19 protein-coding genes are annotated in these 17,376 nt (G+C 42.7%); 6 read left to right on the top strand and 13 right to left on the bottom strand.

Translation table 11 applies throughout. The annotated features are described in order from the left end of the window. Window positions 1-65 precede the first annotated feature (65 nt). From MKZ03_RS05925 to ggt, 12 genes are all read right to left on the bottom strand, one after another. Complete coding sequence (locus tag MKZ03_RS05925; protein ID WP_095285048.1) at window positions 66-851, bottom strand: SDR family NAD(P)-dependent oxidoreductase; 786 nt, start codon at window positions 849-851, stop codon at window positions 66-68. Beyond that, complete coding sequence (locus MKZ03_RS05920; protein ID WP_252067764.1) at window positions 829-1,530, bottom strand: SDR family NAD(P)-dependent oxidoreductase; 702 nt, start codon at window positions 1,528-1,530, stop codon at window positions 829-831. Before MKZ03_RS05920 ends, MKZ03_RS05925 begins: the two co-directional genes overlap by 23 nt. A gap of 25 nt (window positions 1,531-1,555) precedes the next feature. Beyond that, entirely contained in the window at window positions 1,556-2,941 is a 1,386-nt protein-coding gene (lpdA, locus tag MKZ03_RS05915; RefSeq protein ID WP_334748710.1) for a dihydrolipoyl dehydrogenase, read from the bottom strand. A 12-nt stretch (window positions 2,942-2,953) separates the two neighbouring features. After that, window positions 2,954-4,276 carry a dihydrolipoamide acetyltransferase family protein gene (locus tag MKZ03_RS05910; RefSeq protein ID WP_341031270.1) on the bottom strand — a complete coding sequence of 441 codons (1,323 nt, stop codon included), beginning with the start codon at window positions 4,274-4,276 and terminating at the stop codon, window positions 2,954-2,956. 17 nt (window positions 4,277-4,293) lie between these two features. Further along, window positions 4,294-5,274, bottom strand: a complete 981-nt coding sequence (locus tag MKZ03_RS05905; protein ID WP_341032609.1) for an alpha-ketoacid dehydrogenase subunit beta — start codon at window positions 5,272-5,274, stop codon at window positions 4,294-4,296. Between the two features lie 31 nt (window positions 5,275-5,305). Next, window positions 5,306-6,289: a pyruvate dehydrogenase (acetyl-transferring) E1 component subunit alpha gene (pdhA, locus tag MKZ03_RS05900; RefSeq protein ID WP_106041643.1), complete on the bottom strand. Its 984-nt coding sequence runs from the start codon at window positions 6,287-6,289 to the stop codon at window positions 5,306-5,308. 180 nt (window positions 6,290-6,469) lie between these two features. After that, window positions 6,470-7,501 (bottom strand): alcohol dehydrogenase catalytic domain-containing protein, encoded by a 1,032-nt coding sequence (locus MKZ03_RS05895; RefSeq protein ID WP_095285044.1) that lies wholly within the window; start codon window positions 7,499-7,501, stop codon window positions 6,470-6,472. Further along, window positions 7,498-7,944 carry a hypothetical protein gene (locus MKZ03_RS05890; RefSeq protein WP_003211419.1) on the bottom strand — a complete coding sequence of 149 codons (447 nt, stop codon included), beginning with the start codon at window positions 7,942-7,944 and terminating at the stop codon, window positions 7,498-7,500. Before MKZ03_RS05890 ends, MKZ03_RS05895 begins: the two co-directional genes overlap by 4 nt. Window positions 7,945-8,005: 61 nt before the next feature. Beyond that, entirely contained in the window at window positions 8,006-8,284 is a 279-nt protein-coding gene (locus MKZ03_RS05885; protein WP_003212259.1) for a PTS sugar transporter subunit IIB, read from the bottom strand. Window positions 8,285-8,303: 19 nt separating this feature from the next. Next, entirely contained in the window at window positions 8,304-9,677 is a 1,374-nt protein-coding gene (locus MKZ03_RS05880) for a PTS galactitol transporter subunit IIC (RefSeq protein WP_341031267.1), read from the bottom strand. 54 nt (window positions 9,678-9,731) lie between these two features. Beyond that, on the bottom strand, window positions 9,732-10,199 hold the full coding sequence (locus MKZ03_RS05875) for a PTS sugar transporter subunit IIA (RefSeq protein ID WP_034663084.1): 468 nt from the start codon (window positions 10,197-10,199) through the stop codon (window positions 9,732-9,734). Between the two features lie 496 nt (window positions 10,200-10,695). Continuing rightward, a complete protein-coding gene (gene ggt / locus MKZ03_RS05870; RefSeq protein WP_341031264.1) occupies window positions 10,696-12,447 on the bottom strand; it encodes a gamma-glutamyltransferase in 1,752 nt (583 codons plus the stop codon). A gap of 227 nt (window positions 12,448-12,674) precedes the next feature. On the opposite strand from ggt, the gene MKZ03_RS05865 reads away from it, so the two are divergent. The 6 genes from MKZ03_RS05865 (at window position 12,675) to MKZ03_RS05840 (ending at window position 16,265) form a co-directional block, all read left to right on the top strand. Next, the gene (locus MKZ03_RS05865) at window positions 12,675-13,133 is read left to right on the top strand and encodes an ASCH domain-containing protein (protein ID WP_034663086.1); all 459 of its coding nucleotides are present in this window, start codon (window positions 12,675-12,677) and stop codon (window positions 13,131-13,133) included. A gap of 206 nt (window positions 13,134-13,339) precedes the next feature. Next, complete coding sequence (locus tag MKZ03_RS05860) at window positions 13,340-13,957, top strand: DUF47 domain-containing protein (RefSeq protein WP_003212390.1); 618 nt, start codon at window positions 13,340-13,342, stop codon at window positions 13,955-13,957. Window positions 13,958-13,972: 15 nt separating this feature from the next. Next, window positions 13,973-14,971 carry an inorganic phosphate transporter gene (locus MKZ03_RS05855; RefSeq protein ID WP_034663089.1) on the top strand — a complete coding sequence of 333 codons (999 nt, stop codon included), beginning with the start codon at window positions 13,973-13,975 and terminating at the stop codon, window positions 14,969-14,971. A gap of 146 nt (window positions 14,972-15,117) precedes the next feature. Further along, complete coding sequence (locus MKZ03_RS05850) at window positions 15,118-15,888, top strand: type II toxin-antitoxin system SpoIISA family toxin (protein WP_034663092.1); 771 nt, start codon at window positions 15,118-15,120, stop codon at window positions 15,886-15,888. Then, entirely contained in the window at window positions 15,857-16,033 is a 177-nt protein-coding gene (locus MKZ03_RS05845) for a type II toxin-antitoxin system SpoIISB family antitoxin (protein WP_080869520.1), read from the top strand. Before MKZ03_RS05850 ends, MKZ03_RS05845 begins: the two co-directional genes overlap by 32 nt. 100 nt (window positions 16,034-16,133) lie before the next feature. Further along, the gene (locus MKZ03_RS05840) at window positions 16,134-16,265 is read left to right on the top strand and encodes a hypothetical protein (RefSeq protein WP_334748699.1); all 132 of its coding nucleotides are present in this window, start codon (window positions 16,134-16,136) and stop codon (window positions 16,263-16,265) included. Here the strand turns inward: MKZ03_RS05840 and MKZ03_RS05835 are convergent. Next, window positions 16,254-17,153 (bottom strand): N-acetylmuramoyl-L-alanine amidase, encoded by a 900-nt coding sequence (locus tag MKZ03_RS05835; RefSeq protein WP_034663095.1) that lies wholly within the window; start codon window positions 17,151-17,153, stop codon window positions 16,254-16,256. The two genes, MKZ03_RS05840 and MKZ03_RS05835, sit on opposite strands and share 12 nt — an antisense overlap. Window positions 17,154-17,376: the final 223 nt, after the last annotated feature.

Below are 17,376 nucleotides of genomic sequence, written 5' to 3'. Positions count from 1 at the left end.
TTCCCAGTATACCAAACATTCGTTTCTAATTGGAACAATTGTTACGAAAATGACAAAAAGAGCGATTACCTCTCCGCTCTTTTTCCCTCCGTATATTTCGGCTGATACGTTCTCCCGCCGTCTAGCAGGATAATTTGTCCGTGCAAATAGCTTCCCTCGTCACTTGTGAGAAATAAAGTGAGTCCTGCGATATCCTCAGGTCTTCCTAATCTCCCAACAGGTATAAGCGATTGCAGCTGCTTTTTCTCCTCCTCAGTAGGATAGAGCGTATCAAGCATTTGAGATTCAATCACACGGGGTGCAATCACATTGATACGTACATGGTGTGCCCCTAATTCCTTTACAAGCGAACGCATCAGGCCAAAAGCACCTGCTTTTGAGGCGTAATACTGAATACCGCCGCCTGAGCCAGTTATAGCAGATCCTGATCCAATCATGACAATGCTTCCTTCTTGCCGCTCACATATATAAGGTGCCGACGCTTTGATGCAATAGTAAAGACCATACAAGTTCACAGAAAGTGTCTTTTTCCAAAGTGAAAAATCAACTTCTAAAAAAGGAAGTGATTTTGTCATCCCTGCTGAATACACAAGATGAGCAATGCCGCCGAGCTCCCTTTCAGCTGCTGAGATCATCTGCTGAACACTTTCCCACGATGAAACGTCAGCTTGAAATGTCAGCAGCTGAGAATGCTGTTTTTTTAAAAGCGAAAGTCCCTGTTCATCTATATCGGACACAGCGACTCTGTGCCCTTCTTTTAAAAAACGCTCGGCAATTTCCTTTCCAATCCCTTGGGCACCACCAACGATGAGAACTGGTTTTTGATCATTAGCCAGCACTCTCACCCCCATCAAGCATAATCGCTGCACCATCTGTAAAAGCGCCATATGATGTACTTAAAAAGACCGTCATATGGGCCACAGTCTCCTTGATTTGCTCTGTGTCAGGAACCAAATGGAGAGGAGGCGGCAATAGGGCGAGCACACGGATACCTTTGTCTTTAAATTCTCGCGCCAGCCCTTTTGTCATGGCATTCAGCATAGAATTCGATGTAGCATGTGAGATCCCGCCATCACCTGTGATACTGCCTGATGATGATATATTAATAATACAGCCTTGCTTCTGGTCCACCATGTGCCATACGGCGGCTTGACTGGAAAGAAAGACAGTATTCACAGCTGATTCCACTTCGTCCACCCATTTATCAGGGTGAGCGGCATCAAGCTCCGCTTCCGCTCCTTGCGCTGCTTGATTGACCAAAATATCTAGTTTCCCGCATGTATCGATCACTTGCCTCAGCATACGCGTGGCATCACGCGGTGTTTCTAGCGGGTTCATGATGATACTCGCCTGACCGCCCATTTTTTGAATGTCTTCATAAATGGATCTAGCCTTTGATTCATCATAAAATGTGTGTAAAAAAACATGTGCACCTGCCCGGGCTAAAGCCAGGCAGATGGCTTCTCCAAATCCATCTGTGCTACCTGTCACAAGTGCCGCTTTCTGATGAAGCTGGACGTGCACATGCATCTCCTCCCTATCCCTTGTTTGGCATTTATTTTCTCAGCTTACTCACGATATCAAGAGCTGCTTCATAAAAACCTTCTGAGATGGTCGGATGCGGATGAATCATTTTCGCCATCTCTTCTGCTGTTCCTTCTAAATACATAAAGGAGGAAGCTTCTGAAATCATCTCTGTGACATGAGGACCAACCATCGTCGCGCCGATCACTTCACCATATGCTGTATCGTACACCAATTTAATAAAGCCTGATTGAACACCTGCCGCTAGCGCTTTACCGCTTGCCGCTAAATCAAATCGTTCTGTTTGTACGTGAAGCCCTTTGGCTTTTGCCTCTTTCTCCGTAAGACCGACACTTGCCACCTCTGGTAATGTATAAATACATCTAGGCATAATATCAGCATTCATTTTTTCATGCTCACCACAAATATTGCTGACTGCAACGGCTGCCTCTGCCATCGCCGCATGAGCCAGCTGATAGCCGCCAGCGACATCCCCAACTGCATATACACCCTCAGCACTTGTCTGCATCTGATCATTCACCTTGATAAACGGACCATCCAGTTGAAGATCAAGCTGGCTAACAGCTGATACATTCGGTCTTCTTCCAACGCAGACAAGCAGTCTTTCCGCCGTAAAGATGTGTGTCTCCCCTTTATCATCTGTTGCATGAACCGCTTTGACTCCTTCGCTTTCCGTTACCTCTGTCACATTGGTTTTCTTCGCGATATGGATGCCCTTTTTCTTCAATTCTCTTTCTAGCAGCTTAGATGCTTCTTCATCCTCTTGCGGAATAATGGACGGTGCTGCTTCAATAATGGTGACTTTTGATTGAAGACTTTGGAAAATACAAGCAAGCTCAAGCCCAATGACACCTCCGCCAATGATGACGACAGAAGCTGGGATATCTGAGATGTCAAAGATCGTATCACTTGTATCAAATTGAATGTCTCCAAGCCCCGGTATTGGCGGAATGGCCGGTGTAGATCCGGTGGCAATGATCAGTTCTTTCGTTTCAATCGATTGTGATCCTCCATCTTGTTTTTCAATCTCAATCCGATGCTTTGTCACAGCTGTGCCTCTGCCATTATACACATCAATCTTTCCTTGCTTTAATAAAAAGGCGATTCCGCCTCTGAGCTTTTCAATGACGTCATCTTTGCGCTTTCTCATTTTATCGAAGGAAAGGATCATGTCACCTGTTTCGATTCCCCAGCTTTTCGCCTTTTCAATGGATTCAATCACTTCTGCATGTTTCAGCAGGGTCTTTGAAGGGATACAGCCTCGATTTAAACAAGTACCGCCTAAAAAATCCTCTTCAATCAAAGCAACCTTCCGTCCGCGCTCAGCTGCTTGAAGGGCGGCAGTATACCCGCCAGGCCCTCCGCCAATGACTGTCAGATCATACGTTTTCGTCATCCGATTCATCTCCTACATTAGCAATTCAAATGGTTGTTCAAGCACTTTCTTAAGGTCTGTTAAAAAGGCAGCCGCTGGTGCGCCATCTACGACTCGGTGATCAAACGATAAACTGACCCCCATCATTGGCCGCACCTGAATTTCTCCATCCACTGCAACAGGTTTATCTTGAATTCGTCCTACACCTAAAATCGCCGCTTCCGGCTGATTAATGATCGGGGTAAAAGTATCAATGGCATACATGCCTAAGTTACTAATCGTAAAAGTGGACCCTTTCAGCTGGTCTGGCAGCAGTTTTTGATCACGTGCGTTTCGGCCAATTTCTTTCGCTTCTTTTGTCAGTTGTTTTAATCCTTTTTGATTCGCATGAGAAATGACTGGTACCATCAAGCCGTCTTTCACTGCAACAGCAAGACCAATGTGTACATCCTCATGGAAATGGAGCTCATTTTGTTCAAATGTCATATTGATCTGCGGGTGGCGCGTGAGTACATGGCTGACCGCAAGAATGATGATTTCTGTAAACGACAATCGATAGCCTGTCTCTTTTTCAATCGCTGGCAGTAGCTGCTGACGCACTTCTTTCGCTTTCGTCATATCAATTTCACTTGTTAATGTGACGTGCGGTGCTGTAAAGGCACTTTGTGACATGCGATCAGCAATCACTTTTCTCATCCCAGCTAGTTTTTGTGTTTTCACAGGCGAAGCCTCTGCTGTTTGTGCTGCTGCTTTTACATCACTCTTCATGATTTTGCCATGAGCGCCAGATCCAGAAACTGCTGCTAAATCGATTCCTTCACGAGCAGCGACTTTTTCTGCAAGAGGTGAGACGCGCTGGTCTTTCTCGCTAGAATGAACGACTGCCTCGACGTCCCGCTTTTGGACTCTGCCTTTTGGCCCTGTGCCAGATACCTCTTGAATCGCCACATGATGATCCTTTGCCGTTTTTCTCGCTGCGGGCGTGGCACGTACTTTTTCATCAGATGTTTTTGGGGCTTCAGTAGAACTGGATGAAGCCGTGTCTGGTGAAGACGATTCGCCGCTTTCTGAGGAATCTTCATCTGCCTGTGCTGGCGGCTCACTCGGTACCTGTTCATTTGCCTCTCCGATATATCCAATGACAGCATTGACTGGAATTTGATCATCAGCTTCGTAGTATTTCTTTAGAAAAATGCCGTCATCATAGGCTTCCACCTCGATGTTGATCTTGTCTGTCATAATTTCAAAAAGAGGCTCACCGATTTCAATCGAATCTCCTTCTTCTTTAAACCATTGAAGCAAGGTTCCGATCTCCATCGTACTGCTTAGCTTCGGCATAAATATCTCTTTTGGCATGATCTTCTCCCCTTTATTTAAGAGCGTACAAGCTCTTTTGCTGCTTCAATAATATCTGGCACTTGTGGAATGACCGCTTTTTCCAGTGTCGGGTTGTATGGTATTGGGACTGCAAGACCGCCAAGTCGTTTAATTGGCGCATCTAAGTAGTCAAACGCTTCACTTTCAGCTATCATACTTGCAATCTCTCCGCCATAGCCGCCTCGTTTGACCGCTTCATGAACCACGATACATTTACCTGTTTTCTTCACAGATTCGATTATGGTTTCTTCATCTAATGGGACGAGTGTTCTTGGATCAATGATTTCAACATCGATTCCCTCTGCTTCTAGTTCCTTCGCCGCTTCTAATGCTTTGTGTACCATAATCGCTGTTGCTACAATTGTGACGTCTTTCCCGCTTCTTTTCACATCAGCTTTCCCTAAAGGAATCGAATAAGGCTCTTCAGGCACTTCGCCGATTGTTTTATATAAAAGCTTATGCTCGTAGAAAATGACAGGGTTGTCATCATCCATTGCTGCTTTTAAAAGTCCTTTGGCATCATAAGCTGTTGAAGGCTGAACCACCTTTAGTCCCGGAATATGAGCCATCCACGCTTCTAAGCTTTGTGAATGCTGCGCTGCGGCACCCGTCCCTGATCCTGCTGGTGTTCTCACAACGAGCGGCACTTTTCCTTTTCCGCCAAACATGTATCGTGTTTTGGCTGCTTGGTTTACAAGCTGATCCATCGCGATTGTAATAAAGTCAGAGAATTGAAGTTCTAAAATCGGACGCATACCGGTCAAAGCCGCTCCGACTGCGCTTCCTGCGATGGCTGCCTCTGAGATCGGTGTATTACGTACACGCTCTGGACCGAATTCTTCAATCATGCCGCGCGTAACCCCAAAAGCGCCGCCATATACGCCGATATCCTCACCTAAAATGAATACATCTTGGTTCTCTCTCATTTCCTGACTCATAGCCTCTCGAACGGCTTCTAAATATGAAATCTCTCTCACTGTTGTTTTTGTCACGTGATTCCCCTCCTAATTAGGCGTATACATCCTCTAATAGTGTATCAATTGACGGTTCTTTACTGTTTTTGGCGAATTCAACAGACGCTTCAATTTCCTGTTTCGCTTCTTCCTGTAAAACCGCTGCCTGCTCTTCTGTCAAAACATTCAGTTCAATCAAGAGAGACTTAAAGCGTTTGATTCCGTCTTTTTGTCTCCACTCTGTTTCTTCTTCACGTGTACGGTATTTTTTCGCATCACTCTTAGAGTGGCCCTTCCAGCGATACGTTTTCATTTCAATAAGTGATGGACCTTCTCCAGCTCTTGCGCGGCTGACTGCTTCATCTACTGTGTTCATAATCTCGACCATGTCATTTCCATCAATCGATTTTCCTGGTATTCCGTAGCTTTCTGCTCTTGTTGAAATGTCTTCAATGTTGATCATTTCTTTTACAGGGCCAGACATGCCGTACTGGTTGTTTTCACAAATGAACACAACAGGCAGATCCCAAATGGATGCAAGATTTAACGCTTCGTGAAAGCTGCCTTCATTTGTGGCACCATCTCCGAAGAAACAAAGAACAACAAAGCCTTCCTGTTTCATTTTAGATGTAAGTGCCGCGCCTGTTGCCAGCGGGATACCGCCGCCAACGATTCCATTTGCGCCAAGGTTCCCTTTTTCTAAATCAGCAATATGCATCGAGCCGCCTTTTCCTTTACAATAGCCAGTCTCACGTCCGAATAGTTCTGCCATCATTTTATTGACCTCTGCACCTTTTGCAATACAGTGACCATGTCCACGGTGTGTGCTGACGATCTTATCTTCATTCTTTAATACGGCAATCGATCCAACAGCTGACGCTTCCTGTCCGACACATAAATGAGTGGTTCCATGGATAAGTCCTTTGGCAAAGAATTGATCGACCTTTTCATCAAAATATCTCACTAACCACATTTGTTTATATAAATCTGCTAATCTCTCATGACTAATCTGTTCAGGCAAAGTGATTTGTTTTTGCATTTATTCTCTCCCCTTTACATTTGTTCTTATATGTTACATTTGTAATTATCATACGTTTAAGTATCATTGAAGTCAAGCAATTCTCTTTCATTTTTAAGCGTTTTCATTTTTTGTCAGAAAAAAGAGAAAGGCAAGCCCTTTTCTAAAGAACTTCTCTTTCTCTTCCAATCTCCCATGTTCTCATTCATCTGGATACATCATGATTTTGACACTTTCTCCTTCAGGGTGCCTTGCACATTCTATCGCCTGAAGCAGCTGACTTAACGGATAACGGTGCGTCACCATCTTTTCTGTGTTGACTACTTTTGCCCTTAGAAGCTCAAGGGCTTCACGATAGTGATAAGGATGCGAGGAATAGGCTCCTACGACTTTCACTTCATCATGGAAAAACCGATCAGCCGGAATGGAGACGTCTCCCTTTGGAAAATGAGCAAACACTAAAATCGTTCCGCCTCTCGCTACCGCTTGAAACGCTTCTTTTAAAAGCGCACTGCTCCCAACAGATATCATGACGAGGTCTGCTCCCTTTCCATTTGTTTCTCTCATGACCCGGTCTTCCACCGGCTCAGAGGCTGGATGAAAAGCAACATCTGCACCTAAATTTCTCGCTTGCAGCAGCCGGTTCTCATTCACATCCGTTATCATCACTTTTCCAGCTAAGTAATGTTTGGCGAGCTGTAGTTGGATACAGCCAATTTGCCCTGCTCCAAGGATCAGCACAGAATCTCCTGGATGAACAGGTGCTCGTTCAAACCCGTGGAGGCAGCAGGCGACTGGCTCCACCATTGCCCCTTGCTCATATGAGACGTCCTTCGGGAGCTTGCCCATTGTGTGCTTGACATGCAATGCAGGTACGCGGATATACTCTGAAAACCCTCCTGGCTCTACATTAGTGGCTGCAAACTGCGGACACATTGTATAAAATCCCTTTTGACAAAAGTCACAGGTAAAGCAAGGCACATGGTGCGCAACATAAACCCTGTCTCCCGTTCGGATATTTGTCACATGCTTTCCGGTTTCAACAATATCACCAGCGATTTCGTGCCCTAGCACCGTTCCAGAGGGTACCGTCTCATGTGTTGCCTTGTAAATATCTGTGCCGCATAAGCCGCAGGCACGCATTCTTAATAGCACTTCATCATCACCAATCGCAGGCCGGTTCCGCTCCTCATACCGAATGTTCTCTGAAGAATAAAAGACAGCTGATTTCATGTAGCTGCATCCTCCTTTTCATCACCCTTCGCAAAATCCTGCAACGTTTGCACAAGCTGCTTGTACTCACTCATCTCACTGGATATCCAGTAACGTCCTCCGAATATGCGCGATGGGCCCACCCTGACATAGACTTTCCCGATATGAGGATATGGCTTGATAAAAAGCTTTCCTTTAATATCAGAGACCGCATATGTGTGCCATCTGCCAAAAGCGCCGATTTTCAGCTTATCTTCACTAATGATGACGTTTGTCGGCTGGTTCAGTCCAGTAATACTAGAAAGCATGAGGATAGGCAGCGTATAAACGCCTAACACAGCTAACGGCTCAGGTCCTGCTGACATTAACGTATAAAGAGACCAGAGGAAAAACAGACAGATGAGCACGGCTGGAAGAAAAATAGACAACACTGCAGACGTTCGGCTATAAGCATGATGCTGCATGAGACGTCCTCCTTTCAGGTAAATGGAAGGAGCCGCGAAAGCTCCTCAATGAAATGAGTGTTTACTTAATATGATCTATGATTTTTTCAATATCATCTTCGATGCCAAATCCGGTTAAAAAGGATAATGTTTGAATCACAGGCGTTCCTTTTGTGTCACTCACTGGCGTGGTCGTCACGATTAAATCGGCGCCCTCCGCTTTTTGCGGGACTTCAGATGCCTTACACTGTTCCACCACGACATCATATCCTTTTTCCTTTAAAGTCTCTTCGACCTTTTTTGCAACAACCGTTGATGTGGCAACTGCTGTTCCGCATGAAACCAATATTTTCTTTGCCATGAGAATCCCTCCAGCTCGTTTATAGTTCTTTCTGATCTAAGCCCATTTCTTTTGCATACTGCTTTTTAATATCATTTCGCACCCAGTACCATAGAAGCGCATAAGCCAGAGCACAGATGATGGCTGCAATAAAGTATGGATTGCTCGGATCAAGAAGTCTCACCATGATCCAAGGAATGACGTGGGAACCAAGGTCAATACCTGAAATCATGTTGGCCCCTTCTGGGAAATCAAAGCCGACTGCTTTCCCCATTGTTGTCGCAAGCGGTGCGAGATTCGTTGCGATAAAGAAGACAATCATCAATGTAAAAATGCTGTTAATAAGACCGCGAATAATATTTCCACGAGCGGCTGCTACTGCCCATACAACTGTAAATGGAAGAACCGATAAGTCTGCAAACGGGAGCATGCCATTGTAAGGCAGAACGACAGCAAGTAAAATCGTAATCGGCACCATGAGAAGGGCTACCGCCATATTCGCCGGATGACCAATCACAATCGCTGTATCTAAACCAATATAGACATTTTTCCCAGGGAAACGCTTTTGAATATAAGAACGAGCGCCCTCAGAGATTGGAATAAGACCTTCCATTAATAACGCAACCATTCTTGGCATTAGTACAAGAACTGCTGCCATTTGAATACCAAGCGTCATGACGCCTTTCGCATCATAGCCGCCTAGAAGACCAATAATGATACCAAGTATGAGACCCATCACAAGCGGTTCGCCAAAAATGCCAAAACGTTTCTTCAATGTTTCTGGATCAGCATGAATTTTGTTTAAGCCAGGAATCTTATCAATGACGCGGTTGGACGCATACATAAGCGGCGCGAAGTTGACCGTTTCAGCATGAGCCATCGATACGCCTTTCAATCCGAAATGGTGTTCAATTGTCGGTGCCGTCCAATCGGCTAATTTAAGCGTGATAGCAGAGACGATCAAACCAACAGCAAGGGCCAAGAACATATTATGATAAGCGTAGTAAGTCACAGAGGCTGCGAAAATCAAATGCCAGAAGTTCCAAATATCCACATTCAGCGTTTTCGTAAAGTTAACGGACAATAAAATGACATTTAACAAAAGCACAAGAGGAATCATCAAAGGGGCAACGGGTGTACCAAAGGATATAGCAGCTCCAATCGGCCATCCAACATCCAAAATATCGAGCTTTAGCCCAAGGGAATTAACCATGGCTTTTGCTGCTGGCCCAAGGCCGCTCACAAGCAAATTAATGACAAGATTGACACCGACAAAGCCAATGCCGATCGTAATACCGGCTCGGAAAGATTTCTTAAAGCCTTGCCTTAAAATCATACCGAAAATCGTCATAATAATCGGGAGCATAATAGTTGGCCCAAGGTCTAATATAAAATCGACAGCTTGCTTGATCATACATCCACCTCCTGAATTTTTCAGATAAAGCGCTTACATTTTTTTTGTGAAAGGCTATTGGTTTAATTCTTTCTCAAGTACGTCAACCGCTTCTTCATACGATGTCATGTGAGACAGCTTCGTCATCACTTCTTCTTTTCTAAAAAGTGTCATGAGCTTCTCTAACATCACGAGCTGCTTACTAGGTTCAGAGATTGCTAGGACGAACACAATTTTGGCTAGCACAGTTTCATCAGGGCTCCCCATCTTATGAAACATAACAGGTTCCTTTAAAGTGGCTACACTAATCGCAGGTTTGTTCACATGCTCAGGATCTGTATGTGGAATCGCTACCCCAAAGGTCGCAAGTGGAAGCCCTGTAGGATATGTTTTTTCTCTTTCAAGCACTGCTGGTAAAAAGCTCGACTTAATATATCCTCCCGCTTCTAATCGCTCTGCTAAATATGTGGTCACCTCCTCTCTCGAAGATGCATCGTACTGCAGCTTGATCAGCTGTTCATCTAACTCAAACAAGTTGTTCAAACAACCACCCCTTTCATTTGGCATAAATATGAACACATGTAACAAAAAGAAAGAACATTTTGGAATAGAACCTTATATAAAGCGCTTACAATTACACATCCTAAAAAATGTTCAACGTTGTTACCTTTGTAAAGATATTATAATATTCGAAATTATAAGTCAATGTTCCTAAGAAAAATTTTATAAAAAAAGATGCAGTCTTTGCTTCAGCTTTCTTCAAATCTGCTCTACTTCTTATTAAATGTGACTTCCTCTCTCTAAAAGCTCATGTACTTGCTCTTTGATGTCAGCAACAACCTTGTCATTCATACGCAAAAAAGGCCCTTAGCCATTGAAATACATCACAGTCCTGTACTTCAAATGGCCAAGAGCCTTCGGTTGTCTGATCAGCTATGTATGATTCAAAATATTCTCAGTTTTCTACTCTGTTTTCCTTATATTTAGACAAAAAAGAAACGCCATCCTCAAGAGGCGCTTCTTTTCCCGGGAAATGTTCTTAATCGGCAGAGAGTTTTAAATTGACGCCAACAGCAGTCCCGTTTCTCGAGGAGTCAGCCACTCCAGTAAAGGTTCCTGCTTTTCGATCAATGAGTAGAGCTTGAACATTTCCTATATCAATAGGCGAGCTGCCAAAACGATGCCCCATATCATTAAGCTTTGTTCTCACATCGAGAGGGACACCTACTTCATAACGATAAGAAGTTGGGCTGTTTGTATAAATCCTTGGTTCTTCAACTGCATCCTGAAGCTCCATGTCATATTCAAGCAAATTCAATATGGTTTGTGAAACAGAAGCAATGATGGTCGTTCCTCCTGGTGAACCTACTGTCATGACAGGCTCGTTATCTTTAAATATGATGGTCGGTGTCATACTGGATAATGGACGTTTATTCGGCTGAACTTCATTTGCTCCGCCAGGTCTTGCATCAAAATCTGTTAGTTCATTGTTTAAGAAAAATCCATATTCCGGGACGAGAATCCCTGTACCAAATAACTGTTCAATGGTTGTTGTGAATGACACAACATTTCCCCACTGATCGGCAACAGTAAAATGTGTGGTCTCTCCAATGGTTTTATCTTCTGGCTGCGGGACAATAGGGGATGGGGTTTTTTCATCCTCATACGCCCATGGATCTCCTTCTTTCGGGTTACGATTCATTTGATCTAATTCAATAAGAGAGGCTCTTTCTGAAATGTAATCATCGTCTAATAGTCCTTTTAGTGGAACATCTACGAATTCGGGGTCGCCGGCATATGCAGCACGGTCAGCATAGGAGAGATGCATCGTTTCAGCAAGCAGCTGATATTTTTCGAATGATTTGGGGTCATATTGAGATAGGTTAAAGTGATCAAGTATTTTGAGCATTTGCAGCATAAACACCCCGCCTGAGCTTGGTGGAGGCATACTTGCAAGCTGATATCCTTTATAGTCTCCCCAGATAGGCTTGTCAGTCTTGACCTCATAACGACCAATGTCATCAGTTGTCATCGTTCCGCCAAAATCTTGGACTGTATTTGCAAGTGCCTTTGCTACTTTTCCTTCATAAAATGCTTTGCTTCCTTTTTTCGCAATCAGCTTAAATGTTTTTGCAAGACCTGGCTGAACTAGGAGGTCCCCTTCTTTGAGCGGCTGACCATCTGGAAGAAAAATTGGCGCTGCGGCCGTTTTTTTCAATTTTCCTTGATGATCATCAATGGCTTTTGCCAGGACAGAATCGATTTCAAATCCATCCTCTGCAAGCTGAATGGAAGGCTCAATCAATTCCTTCATCGAGCGGGTCCCCCACTTATCTAATGCCGCCTCAAGACCTTTCACAGTCCCTGGAACACCAACAGCATTACCGTGTGTGGATCGCTCAGCGAACGGGATGACTTCCCCCTCATCTGTTAAAAACATGTCTGGTGTTGCGCCTTGTGGTGCTCTTTCTCGACTATTGATGATGGATGTTTCTTTAGTCTTCCCATCATAAACCATCATAAATCCTCCGCCACCAATTCCAGACATCATTGGCTCTGTCACATTCAGTGCGTACTGAATGGCAACAGCAGCGTCAACAGCGTTTCCACCTTTCTTTAATACATCTGCCCCCACTTCTGATGCGAGCGGATGGGCAGTAGCCACCATGCCATCTTTCCCAACAGCTACTTTATTCCCATGAGTTTCGGTTGCAGTGACCTGACTGACAGGCAGAAAAAACGAGAAAACCAGCAGACATATGGACAAAATAGTTAAAGAAATGCGTTTCATACACAACACCCCTTCCATATTCTTACTTTGACCATACCGACTTCTTGACCAGAATACAATAGATTATTCTAAAATTTCTAAAATTTTAATTCTATCATCCTATATTCATCAAATATAAAGCGGATTTTCAAAACATATGACATACTTACTCAGTAGGGATAAAGACACTATACTTCCATGTATTTGATTTCACGGTATAATAAACACATCACAAAGGGGGAAGAATGATGAATCAGAAAAGCACCTTATTTTGGGAAACATATTGGGAAGAAAAATCAGAAAGTGCACCAATTGACGCGTCTGTTTCCGCTTGGGCATTTGGAGCAGACCCAGATCATTTGCTTGACCTTGTTCTGCAAGGGAAAAAAACAGCGACTTGTTCTGGACACCTTTTTTACGAAAAGGAACAGGAGCCGCTTCCAAAGGCAGGACAATATGCGGTCATTTTGGACAGCCATGACGAACCAAAAGCCATCATAGAGATCACGCATGTAGATGTCATGCCAATGAATGAGGTTCCAGAATCATTTGCACAAGCAGAAGGTGAAGGCGATCTTTCATATAACTATTGGTACAGAGCCCATCAAGAATTTTTTACAGAAGCACTCAAACCGTACGGATTAGAATTCAAAGAAGACATGCTCCTTGTTTGTGAGCGATTTAAACTTATTTATTCAGCTTCTTAAGCTTTAAGCGGCGCCAAAAATGGACCGCTTTTTTCATTTCTTTTCTCCTTTCTGAAAAAGGTGTGTTGAGAACACATCTTTAGGTCAGAATAAGATCAAATAGAAAAAGTGAAGAAATTTTCGACTACACCTGTTTTTTTTCGACAAAAGAATATATAATTATTTGATGTGTGCATTGTCTCATTTATACAATGGAGGGTTTTTACATGTTAAAAAGGAAAAAAGACAAGTTTTCCGTCTTGTTAACGGAAATTGCTAAAAATTTAGATGAAACTGCTGAGTATTTTGTTAGCTATAAAGTAACAAATCAAACCACTCTGAAAGAATTTTCTGACACATTGAAGGAATATGAGACAAAAGGTGATAATCATGTTCATACTATGATTAAAGAGCTGAACAAAGCCTTTATTACACCGATTGAACGTGAAGACATTCTTCAATTGACGAATAGCCTCGACGATGTTTTAGATGGAATTGAGCATTTTTCAGCGACAATGGAAATTTATTCAATGACAAGCTCTGACGAACATATCGACAAATTCAGCCACTACATCAGAGAATGTGCAAAGGAAATTTTAATTACAATTGATTTACTGGCTGAAAATCGCTTAAAAGATATTCAACCACACGCAATCAAAATCAAAGAGATCGAGCATAATTGTGACAATCTTTATCGTAAATCACTAAAGAACTTGTTTGGAAAAGAAACTGATCCAATCAAGGTCATTCAATACAAAGAAATTTACGAAACACTTGAAGAAATCGCTGATTCCTGTCAAAGTGTTGCCAACAATCTAGAAACAATCATTATGAAGAATGCGTAACGGGGTTAGTTAAACATGGACACATTACTCATCCTTACCATATTTATTGTCATTTGTGCACTTGCTTTTGATTTCATCAACGGATTTCACGATACAGCAAATGCCATTGCCACTTCCGTTTCAACAAAGGCGTTAAAGCCTAGACATGCTATTATTATGGCAGCGTTCATGAACTTCTTAGGAGCAATGACATTTACAGGTGTGGCAAAGTCCATCACAAAAGACATCGCAGATCCTTTTACACTTCAAAACGGTTCTGTTGTCATTTTGGCTGCTTTAATTGCGGCCATTACTTGGAACTTGCTTACTTGGTATTACGGGATTCCGAGTAGTTCTTCACATGCACTGATTGGATCAATTGCAGGAGCTGTTATTGCCTCTGCTGGTTTTGGCGCTTTAAACTATTCGGGATTCATTAAAATCATTCAAGCACTATTGCTTTCACCTATCCTAGCTTTCGTATTGGGATATATCGTGTATACCATTATCAAATTTGTATTCAGAAACAACAATCTCGCAAAAACAAATAAACAATTCCGACGTGTTCAAATTTTAACTGCTGCACTGCAATCGTATACCCACGGAACAAACGATGCGCAAAAAGCGATGGGAATTATTACGATGGCTTTAATTGCAGGTAATTTGCATACAACAGACGACATTCCATTCTGGGTACAATTCTCTTGTGCGCTTGCAATGGGACTAGGTACTTCTATTGGCGGCTGGAAGATTATTAAAACAGTCGGCGGTAAAATTATGAAAATTCGTCCAGTAAACGGAGTATCTGCCGATTTAACGGGTGCAGCGATTATCTTCGGTGCGACATTTATTCACTTACCTGTTAGTACCACTCACGTGATCTCATCTTCTATTCTAGGTGTAGGTTCTGCACACAGAGTAAAAGGAGTAAACTGGGGTACGGCAAAACGCATGCTTGTCACTTGGGTGATCACATTACCGATTTCAGGAACTCTAGGGGCTCTTATATACTTTGTGTTAAATGCGATTATCTAATATCAAAGACCTGTCTGACAGGTCTTTTTTTATTTGCCCGCACACTTCAACACCTTTTTCCTACAAGCCATTTTTTCATGAAGCAGGGTTTCCAATCATATCCATAGAAATAAATAAGTATCCATCTGTCTATGGGAGAGAAGAACATGCTATTATTTTTTCAATTGACCGTGTGGTTATTGCTAGGTGCCCTTGCTGTATATGTATTTGCCGTATGGCGTTTTGAACAAAAAGTAAAAGAAAAGATGTTTGCCATTCGTAAAACGTGGTATTGGATTTATGTAGCTGGTGCTGTTGTGTACTGGACAAATGACCCTTCTTCAATCTTCACCGATTGGATGCACTACTTGATTATTGCTGTTTTTTTTGCATTAACCGATGCATTCATCTTTCTCAGCTCCTATATTAAAAAACTCGGAAATCACGAACTGGAAACCGACACCCACCAACTCCTAGAACAAAATAACGATCTACTTCATTCTTACCTCAATAAACTAAAAACGTACCAATACCTATTGAAAAACGAACCGATCCATGTATATTATGGAAGTGTAGAGGCATATATAGAGGGAATTGAACGGCTCATTTATTCTTTTGCCGACAAGATGAATATTCAAGCGGTTCTTTGTCCATACGATACGCAGGAACAAAAAGATGACCTGCTGCGGACACTTGACCAGCGAGCTCTTATTCAGGCGAAGCTTGACAGGCAGGAAGTCTATTACGATGATTTCGGCAAATTGGTGCTCATCCCGTTTTCTGTAGCAGATGATCACTTTGTCATTAAGCTCACCTCTGATGAGATTGTCACTGAGTTCGACTATTTATTAATGACGTCACTTACAACAATTTATGACCTAATCTTGCCTGACGAAGAGGAAGGTGATGAAGATGGACCACGCACTTCAAGGGAATAACAACAATCGCAAGAAAAACCCTTTTAAGATTTTAAAGAAAAAGCACCATATCAGTATGGCGGATTACAAAGTAAGCCCCCATACAGAGCGTATTTTCAAAAAGAATGAACAGCTCTTGGATGAGTATAAAAATAAAAGGGCTTGATTACACTAAAGGACGCGGAACAAAATCCGCGTCCTGCTTCCATTTTTACATAAATTTGCATACAATAATCTATACGCTGCAACGATTGAGGTGCCAATAAATGAAAAAGAAAATCAAACAATTGAGATATGTTCAGTTTGCTGAATATAAGTCGTCGCCTTATATTCGTCGATTAAATGAACAAAGTGAAACAGTCATCCAATCATACAAACAGAAACACTCACTTATTTAACAGCTCCAGAAGCTTCTCCTTCGTTTTAGGGCCGTATACCCCATCACTTGTCAGACCATTCATCAGCTGAAAACGCGCTACGGCGTTCGCCGTTTTTTCTCCGTAAATTCCGTCGATCCCTTTATTTGCAGCTGCTTTATCAGGATAAAAATAAACAGCAGCAAGCGCTTGTTGAACGAGGCGTACGTGCTCTCCCTTTGTCAATGGAGACGTCACCTTTAAAACCCCATCTGGCAGCTCATACATGCTCTTTGCATCGTTACGATAAATTTTGAGAACCTGTCCAATTTGAATCTTATTCGGATCACTAATGTCATTCCACTTCTGTAAATCTTGAACTGTGACCCCATGAGCTTTCGCAATACTCGTTAACGTATCTCCGCTTTTAACGACATACGTGATGACCGGCTCCGGATCTTCTGCCGTTTCAATCCCTTTTTTAAATTCATCCCATGTAGAAAGAAGCTGGCGTGGACATGCTTTTCCAGACCAGTACTGATGTGTGACCACGTTTGCTAGCGGCATGTGATGTTCTTTTAATAGCTTTTGAATAAGCCATTGTGCATGTTTGACCGCTTGCTGAAAATTTCCATCTTCATTCTCACAAATTTCAATTCCGATCGACTTCCGGTTACCATTCCCATGTCCATCCCCTGCATGCCAGCCATTTTCATTTAACGGCAGATGCTGAAAGATTTCATGATCATCCACTGTAAAATGCCAGCTCACCTCTGTCGCTGGGCGTTTTACATAGGCCGCATGACTTTTCGCATCCGCTCCCTTTGACGTGTTTGCTGTGTTATGCACCGTCACATACTCCGGTGTCATCGCATATCCTGGGCGGTTTCCGTTTCCAACTGGAATAAAATCTTGATAAATTTGTACCATGTTCTGCACTCCCTTTTGCTAGATTGAATTGATCTTTCTCATCAATCGGTGGCGTTCGTAAGACAATACTTGTTTGTTTTCATGAGAAGACTATGGTAAAATTTGAATTCAATCACTCTTTTTAGTAGTGGAAAGTGCAAAAATACAGAAAAAAACAGGAATTACTTCCATTTTTCCTTGAATTTATGTTAAAATTGTTAAAAATAAACCGATATAAAAAGTA

The sequence above is a fragment of the Bacillus sp. FSL R5-0431 genome, from assembly GCF_038002985.1.
Classification (GTDB): Bacteria; Bacillota; Bacilli; order Bacillales; family Bacillaceae; genus Bacillus.
Note: the sequence above shows the minus strand (reverse complement) of the source record. Positions and strands in the feature narration are given on the sequence as shown.

Coding starts and splice junctions, on each gene's coding strand:
- MKZ03_RS05925 (WP_095285048.1), bottom strand. CDS start 851: ATGGGGGTGAGAGTGCTGGCTAATGATCAAAAACCAGTTCTCATCGTT.
- MKZ03_RS05850 (WP_034663092.1), top strand. CDS start 15,118: ATGCTATTATTTTTTCAATTGACCGTGTGGTTATTGCTAGGTGCCCTT.
- MKZ03_RS05845 (WP_080869520.1), top strand. CDS start 15,857: ATGAAGATGGACCACGCACTTCAAGGGAATAACAACAATCGCAAGAAA.
- MKZ03_RS05880 (WP_341031267.1), bottom strand. CDS start 9,677: ATGATCAAGCAAGCTGTCGATTTTATATTAGACCTTGGGCCAACTATT.
- ggt (WP_341031264.1), bottom strand. CDS start 12,447: ATGAAACGCATTTCTTTAACTATTTTGTCCATATGTCTGCTGGTTTTC.
- MKZ03_RS05890 (WP_003211419.1), bottom strand. CDS start 7,944: ATGCAGCATCATGCTTATAGCCGAACGTCTGCAGTGTTGTCTATTTTT.
- MKZ03_RS05840 (WP_334748699.1), top strand. CDS start 16,134: ATGAAAAAGAAAATCAAACAATTGAGATATGTTCAGTTTGCTGAATAT.
- MKZ03_RS05855 (WP_034663089.1), top strand. CDS start 13,973: ATGGACACATTACTCATCCTTACCATATTTATTGTCATTTGTGCACTT.
- MKZ03_RS05910 (WP_341031270.1), bottom strand. CDS start 4,276: ATGCCAAAAGAGATATTTATGCCGAAGCTAAGCAGTACGATGGAGATC.
- lpdA (WP_334748710.1), bottom strand. CDS start 2,941: ATGACGAAAACGTATGATCTGACAGTCATTGGCGGAGGGCCTGGCGGG.
- MKZ03_RS05835 (WP_034663095.1), bottom strand. CDS start 17,153: ATGGTACAAATTTATCAAGATTTTATTCCAGTTGGAAACGGAAACCGC.
- MKZ03_RS05920 (WP_252067764.1), bottom strand. CDS start 1,530: ATGCATGTGCACGTCCAGCTTCATCAGAAAGCGGCACTTGTGACAGGT.
- MKZ03_RS05895 (WP_095285044.1), bottom strand. CDS start 7,501: ATGAAATCAGCTGTCTTTTATTCTTCAGAGAACATTCGGTATGAGGAG.
- MKZ03_RS05885 (WP_003212259.1), bottom strand. CDS start 8,284: ATGGCAAAGAAAATATTGGTTTCATGCGGAACAGCAGTTGCCACATCA.
- MKZ03_RS05865 (WP_034663086.1), top strand. CDS start 12,675: ATGAATCAGAAAAGCACCTTATTTTGGGAAACATATTGGGAAGAAAAA.
- pdhA (WP_106041643.1), bottom strand. CDS start 6,289: ATGCAAAAACAAATCACTTTGCCTGAACAGATTAGTCATGAGAGATTA.
- MKZ03_RS05860 (WP_003212390.1), top strand. CDS start 13,340: ATGTTAAAAAGGAAAAAAGACAAGTTTTCCGTCTTGTTAACGGAAATT.